Annotated in this window: 7 protein-coding genes and 1 pseudogene; 2 read left to right on the forward strand and 6 right to left on the reverse strand. The window is 72.4% G+C overall.

Going from position 1 to position 6,541, the window contains the following annotated elements; translation table 11 throughout:
• Positions 1-37 precede the first annotated feature (37 nt).
• Positions 38-616 (forward strand): hypothetical protein, encoded by a 579-nt coding sequence (locus tag K2X24_RS07015; RefSeq protein WP_292496140.1) that lies wholly within the window; start codon positions 38-40, stop codon positions 614-616.
• Positions 617-641: 25 nt separating this feature from the next.
• Here the strand turns inward: K2X24_RS07015 and hpxZ are convergent, their stop codons facing one another.
• From hpxZ to K2X24_RS07045, 6 genes are all read right to left on the reverse strand, one after another.
• Positions 642-1,022 carry an oxalurate catabolism protein HpxZ gene (hpxZ, locus tag K2X24_RS07020; RefSeq protein WP_292496142.1) on the reverse strand — a complete coding sequence of 127 codons (381 nt, stop codon included), beginning with the start codon at positions 1,020-1,022 and terminating at the stop codon, positions 642-644.
• A gap of 11 nt (positions 1,023-1,033) precedes the next feature.
• Positions 1,034-2,410: an AtzE family amidohydrolase gene (locus K2X24_RS07025; protein ID WP_292496144.1), complete on the reverse strand. Its 1,377-nt coding sequence runs from the start codon at positions 2,408-2,410 to the stop codon at positions 1,034-1,036.
• 44 nt (positions 2,411-2,454) lie between these two features.
• Positions 2,455-2,655, reverse strand: a complete 201-nt coding sequence (locus K2X24_RS07030) for a DUF4089 domain-containing protein (protein ID WP_292496147.1) — start codon at positions 2,653-2,655, stop codon at positions 2,455-2,457.
• 60 nt (positions 2,656-2,715) lie between these two features.
• The gene (locus tag K2X24_RS07035) at positions 2,716-4,332 is read right to left on the reverse strand and encodes a regulator (RefSeq protein WP_292496149.1); all 1,617 of its coding nucleotides are present in this window, start codon (positions 4,330-4,332) and stop codon (positions 2,716-2,718) included.
• Between the two features lie 77 nt (positions 4,333-4,409).
• Entirely contained in the window at positions 4,410-5,096 is a 687-nt protein-coding gene (locus tag K2X24_RS07040) for an isochorismatase family cysteine hydrolase (protein WP_292496151.1), read from the reverse strand.
• Positions 5,097-5,259: 163 nt separating this feature from the next.
• Positions 5,260-5,985 carry a GntR family transcriptional regulator gene (locus K2X24_RS07045; RefSeq protein WP_292496153.1) on the reverse strand — a complete coding sequence of 242 codons (726 nt, stop codon included), beginning with the start codon at positions 5,983-5,985 and terminating at the stop codon, positions 5,260-5,262.
• A 350-nt stretch (positions 5,986-6,335) separates the two neighbouring features.
• Here K2X24_RS07045 and K2X24_RS07050 point away from each other — a divergent pair.
• Positions 6,336-6,541 (forward strand): annotated as a pseudogene (locus K2X24_RS07050) (hypothetical protein); the annotation flags it as partial.

Here is a 6,541-nt window from a genome sequence, read left to right on the forward strand (position 1 = left end):
CCATGCGCGAGCAGGAATGATCGGACGAGAAATACAGATGAGTGAGATTCTGTTCCTTGGTGGAACCTGTGGTGAAGGTCCGGGATCCTACGAGGTCGGCGTGTTCTACCTGCCCGATGGCACCGCGCGGGGCGTCGAGGATTTGGCGGATCTCACGGTGACTTACGGTCCGGAGACGGCGCCCCGGCGCCTCGGCATCGCGCGCGGGCTCCGGGACGCCCTGGCATCCACCGGGCCCCTGCCCCGTCCCCTCGGCCTCGCGGCCTCCGTCGTGGGATTCGGCCTCGACGTGATCGGGAGCGGGGGGCGCTCCGGGCCCGCCCTCGAACTCCGCTTCGCCGACGGCGCCATCGCGTCGATCCGGACGGAGGCCGACGCCGCCGCGCGGATCGTGCAGGATCGCGAAGTGGTGCGCCTCGCCCTGCTGCGGCGGGCGGTCTCCACCGCCCGGGCGGCCCCCGCCGCCGGGGTTGTGGAGATGCCGGCGAAGTCCTCGGCCGAGCCCGCGCCGGAGGGGTCGGAGACCCGCGCCCTGGCGTCGATCTTCGCCTACGAGAAGCGCGGGGGCCGCTTGCGCCGTGTAGCCGCCAAGGCGCTGGACACGCCGGACCCGTAACCGGGCCGGGGCCCGGGCGGGAGGCTCACCCGTCGATGACGCTGACATGAGCGGCGACCACCTTCCAGCCGTCGGGAAAACGGATCCAGGTCTGGCTCTGGCGTCCGATGCGTCCCGGTGCGCCCGATCGCGTGAACAGGGTCATGGCGATCCCCGTATCGCGGCCGTAGGTGGTGATGACCGTATCCCTGAGGTCGCGGGCCAAGCCCTCCGGCGAGCGGGCCCGTCGAAAGGCGCGGATCGCGTCCATTCCGTAGAGGTTCTCGCCCCCGCCGTAGCGGATGGTGCGGGCATCGTCGTGGAACAGGGCTTCCAGCGTCGGTACGTCGTTGCCTACCAGGGCCGCTTCATAGGCCGCGAAGGCGGCCTCCACCTCGGCCTTCACGGCCGGATCGTCGATGATCATCGCGGTCTCGCTCACAGGTTCGCCACGGGCGCCCGGACGATGCCGTCACGCTCCAGCTGATACGCCACCCGCAGGGCGAGGTCCTCGCGCCAGGGCGCGGCGACGACCTGAACGCCCAGCGGCAGCCCATCGTCGAGGCGCACCGGCACCGCCACCACGGGCAGGCCGATGAAGGAAATCGGCTGGGTGAAGACGCCGACATTCGCCCGCACCGGCAGCGTCACCCCGTCGAGGACGAAGGTGGCCTGCCCCGAGCGGGGCGCGCGGCAGGGGGCGGCGGGCGCGAGGATCACGTCGACCTCGCGGAAGAGGTCGAGCACGGCGGAGCGGTACCAGCGACGGAAGCGTTGTGCCCGCTCGACCAGCGGGGCCGGGATCATCGCCCCGGCGATCAGCCGGTCGCGCACGGCCGGGTCGAAATCGTGCACGCGGGTCCGCAGGCGGTCGAGATGGAGTGCGGCCCCCTCGGCCGCCGTGATGAGGTAGGCCGCCGCCCGGGCGCGGGCCGCTTCCGGAATCTCGACGCTGCGCGTGGCGCCGAGGGCCTGAGCCACCTTAGCGACCGCCACGAATGCCTCGGCGTCGCCGCCGCGCGCGAAGTAGCCGCCCGCCACCGCGACGCGCAGGCCGCCGAGGCCCTCGGCGAGGCCGGGCACGACCGCCTCGGCGACCCGCGTCGTGGCCACCGGATCGTCCGGGTCCGGTCCCTGCATCGCATCGTAGCTGAGCGCGAGGTCCGTGACGCTGCGGGCCATGGGCCCGAGATGGTCGAGGCTGCCGACGAAGGGGAAGCTTCCCGCCCGCGTGAGGCGCCCGTAGGTGGGCTTGAGGCCGAAACAGCCGCAGAAGGCCGAGGGCACCCGGATCGAGCCGTTGGTGTCGGAGCCGAGCGCGATCGGCACCAGCCCCGCGCCGATCGCCCCCCCCGACCCGCCCGACGAGCCCCCGGACATGTGGCCGAGGTCGTGCGGGTTACGGGTCGGCCCGTCATGGACGTTCTCGCCGGTGAAGTCGTAGGCGTATTCGCCCATGTTGAGGCCGCCGACGAGGATCGCGCCGGCCGCCTCCATGCGGCGCACCAGGGCGCCGTCGCGGGCCGCCTGGGCCCGGTCGCGGTTGATCTTCGATCCGGCCCGGGTCGGCAGGCCGGCGATGTCGAACAGGTTCTTGACCGCGAACGGCACGCCCGCCAGCGGGCCGCAAGGCTCGCCACGGACCCGGGCGGCGTCCAGGGCCGCGGCGCGGGCACCGGCGCGCTCCGCCAGCACGTCCGTGAAGGCGTTCACCGCACCGTCGACCCGCGCGATGCGCGCCAGGGTCGCGGCGACGTTGGCGGAGGCGGTCGTGGTTCCGTCGCGGAACGCCGCCGCCAGCGCTTCGGCGGTCATCGTGGCGGGGTCGGGCCGAAAGTCTGGCATCGTGTCCGGACCGCTCATGCTTCGTAGACCGGAGCGGCTTCCGCCTCGTCGGGGAGGGGAAATTCGGCCACGTGGGCGGCGGCCGCGCGCAGGACCGCGAGGTTGCTGCCGATCGCGCCGATCCAGGCCGGATCGAGGGGAATGGCGAGCAGGCCGGCCGCCGCGTCGATGTAGGCGTCGAGGCCGCCGCGCGGCGAGTCGTTGGGCTCCGACATGAGCGTCCTCCCGAAGGTGTCCATTCGCGTGGCGGGAAATCCGGCCATGCGGAACGGCGTCTATTCTGCCACCACGGCGGCGTGAGTCGAGGATGGTCTGGCCGGTGCCGCCGCCGTGGAGCGCGCCGCGGCGTAGAGCAGCGCCGCCACCATCGCGTAAGCAAGCGCCAGGCCGGGCGTCACCGCGATGCCGACGGCGGGGCCGTGCATGAAGCCGAAGAAGGTGAGCGCCGCCCCCGCGAGGGCGAAGGCGGCGGCCTTGGCGAAGTCGCGCTCGATGATGAACACCGCGATGGCGCCCAGGATCAGCCCGCCGAGGATCGCCCCCTCGCCGAGGACGCCCAAGCCCTCGTAGAGGACGCCCGCCTGCCCGAGCTTGGCGAGGCCCACCGCCGCCGCGCTGGTGCCGGCCGCTTCCAGTGCGCCGTCGATCAGGGTCTTGGCCCAGGCGGCCAGATGCGGCGCGAAGGCGAGCACGATGGCCGGGGCGTGCGAGTGCGGCGTCTCCTGGAAGGCCTGCGCGCCGATGAGCATGCCGATGTAGAGCAGGATCGGGGCGATCGCGACCACGGGCACGAGGCTGGACAGGAGCGAGACGAGGTTGAGCCAGCAGAGAGCCAGGATCACCGCGCCGGTGGCGAAGGAATAGCCGATGCGCCCGCCCATCGCTTTCCAGCCGGGATGGCCGATGTAGACCGCGTTGATGAAGGGGTTGCCCATCAGGCAGCCGATCAGGCTGACGATCCCATCGGCGGTCAGCACGCGGGTGGTGGGATAGGCATCCCCCGCCACCTCCGCGCTCTCGACGTTGTCCATCGCCTCCACGAGGTCGTAGATGCCGAACGGGATCGCGGTCACCAGGATGATCCCGATGAAGTCGAACCCTGAGAAGACGTGGCCGACCGCCGGCAGCGGCACCGAGAAGCCGATGCCCTGAAATGCCGCGACGAGGCCGGGGCCGCTGACGCCGCCCATGTCCAGGCCGAACAGCTTGGCGCCCCAGGCCACTACCATGCCGAACAGGATCGCAACCAGGCCCGCCGGCAGGCGGCCGGGATAGCGCAGGCCTCCGAACCAGGCGAGCAGGATGATCGCGAAGGCCACGACGCCGATCACCGGAGTGGTGATGAGTTCCAGCGCCGGGCGCATGGCGATGAAGGTGACGGAGACGCCGGCGAGGGTGCCGAGCAGCGCCGCCCGCGGGGTGATCCTTCGGATCACCGGGGCGGCGAATCCGCCGATCATCAGGATGAAGCTCTGGATGAAGACCCAGGCGAGGCCCGCCTCCCAGGCTTTGACCGGATCGCCGGTGGCGAGCTTGATCGGCAGCATGATCACGAAGACCACGATGAACATGTGCGGCACGCTGATGCCGGAGGGCAGCGCGCAGACGTCGTCGCGCCCCGTCGCCTTCGCCAGCCGGTAGGCGAGCCAGCCGTAATACGCGGTCGACAAGCAGAGCATCAGCCCGATGGCCGGCAGGATGCGCCCGAAGGTGATCGCGTCCGGCATGCCGAGCATAAAGCGCAGGAGGCCGGTGAGCACCAGGAGGTTGACGAGGATGTTGGTGCCGAAGCCGAAGAAGGCGTTCCAGTCCCCCGGCACCCAGAGCCCCGGCCGGGAGCCGCCGCCGATGCCGGTCGCCGCCGGCCCCGTCCCGTGTGTGCCCGCCGCCATGCCCGTGCTCCTTCTCGCTTGACTGCCGCTCCCGCAAGCCTGGAAATCCGGGGTCGAACGCGGTTCCGGTCTCAGCCCTAACGGCTCGGACGCGCGGCGCCGCTCAGGGCCTCCACGACCGCGCCGCAGGACGAGACCCAGCCCAAGATGCCGCCCTGGGCCGCGATCATCGCGAGGCCGACCCGGTGAAATTCGGGAAAGTAGGAGGCGCAGCCGTCGGAGAGGGCGATGCAGCGGTAGCCGCGGTCGTTGCCCTCGCGGATCGTTGTATGCACGCAGACCTCCGTGGTGACCCCGCAGACGAGCAGGGTGGCGATGCCGCGCGCGGCCAGCACCGCCCCGAGGTCGGTGGCGTAGAAGGCCCCCTTGCCGGGCTTGTCGATCACCACCTCGCCCCGGGCCGGCGCCAGCGCCGGCACGATGCCGTGGCCGGGCTCGCCCCGCACCAGGATGCGGCCCATCGGCCCCGGTGCGCCGATGCGGGCGGTCGGCGCGCCACGCTCGAGCTTGGCCGGGGGCGCGTCGGAGAGGTCGGGCTTGTGACCCTCGCGGGTGTGCACGATGAGCAGGCCGGCCGCGCGGGCCGCCGCGAGGACGGAGCGGATCGGGGCAACGGCGGCCTGGAGCAGCGAGACGTCGTTGCCCAGGCTCTCGCCGAAGCCACCGGGCTCCAGGAAGTCCCGCTGCATGTCGATGATGACCAACGCGGTGGCGGCCGGATCGAACGGGACGTCGGCGGGCTCGGCCGCGAGGGACAGGATCATGCCGGGACACCGGGCGGGAGGAGGGACCCCGCGCGGCGGGCCGAAGCGGTGCCCGTGGCGCGAATCTCAAGCCGATGATGTATGCAAGCGCAGCGCGAGGCACGCCCAAATTATACCCGAACCTGCATCGTTGCGGTGCATCCTGCGGCGATCCTGCGCGCAATCAGCGGCGCGCACGCTCCGGCCACGCCGTAGCCATGCGGCGCCCCGGCGCGGCCTCCGCCGCGCTCGCGCGGTCCTCCGCCGGTGCGGCGTCCACGGCGTCGAACGCGTCCTCGACGATGCTCATGTGGATGAGCATGGCGGCGTTGGCGGCGGCCGCGTCGCGGGACAGGACGGAGCGGACGACGGCGCCGTGCTCCGCGTGCGAGCGCTGGAGGCGGCCCGGCGCGCGGAACTGCGCCCGCCGGTAGGGCATCAGCCGGCGCCGCAGCGAGACCGCGATCTCCTCCATCACCTTGTTGTGGGCCCCCGCGTAGAGGGCGCCGTGAAAGGCGAGGTTCGCCTCGGCGTAGCCCTCCCGGTCGCCGGCCTCGGCGAGGTGGCCCATGGACTCGTGCAGGTTCTGCAGGGCGGCCCGCTCGGTGGGGCTCATGCTCAGGGTGGCGAGGCGGGCGCAGGTCGCCTCGACCTCGCCCATGGCGATGAAGAGCATGTCGAGCTCGTCCGGCGTGATCGTCCGCACCACCGCGCCGGCGCGGGGGCGCAGGTCGATCAGTCCGGTTCCGCTCAACAGGCGCAGGGCGTCGCGCACTGGCGTCCGCGAGACGCCGAAGCGCCGGGCGAGGACCTGCTCGTCGAGGTGCAGCCCCGGCGGGAAGGCACCGGTGAGGATCTCGCCGGCGATCTCGTCGGCCAGGCGCTCGGCACGGGTCTGGGACGCGGGCAAGGGGATCTCGATGCTGGAGAGCGCCGGGGCCGGACCCGGTCGGCGGCGTGCGGGCATCGTAGGGCCGAGTGGCGCGCTCCCGCAACGGTGGCGCATGCGGGCATCGTGCCCAACGATTCCGCCCGCGTGACCGGGAAACGCTCCCCCCGCCGCGAAGACCGGTGCGCCGCCGCCGGCGGTCTCCGCCCCGGCTTCGGCCGAGGCGCGGCGTCGAACCGCCGGTGCCGAGCGGCTGCCGCGCCGGTGTTGCGGATCTGCATCGCTGCGGCGATCGGTGCGAGGCTCCCGCATGCTGGCACATCGGTTGCTGAAACCTCCCGCAACGGGCGTTCGAGCCCACGGGGGACGTCATGACGATCAGGATCTTCGCACGCCCGTTCGCGGCGGTCGCCCTCGGCCTCGCCGCCCTGGTGCCGGCCGCGGCCGCCGACCTCACGAAGGAGAAGGCGCCGATCGTGCCCGCGGAGGTGCCGTCCGGCTTCTTCCTCTTCTCGGACACGCAGGTGAGCTACCGCTATCAGTTCCCTGCGGCGAACCCGGGCAGCCAGGTTCAGCG

Origin of the sequence: Methylobacterium sp., from assembly GCF_019750675.1 — a bacterium.
GTDB lineage: Bacteria > Pseudomonadota > Alphaproteobacteria > Rhizobiales > Beijerinckiaceae > Methylobacterium.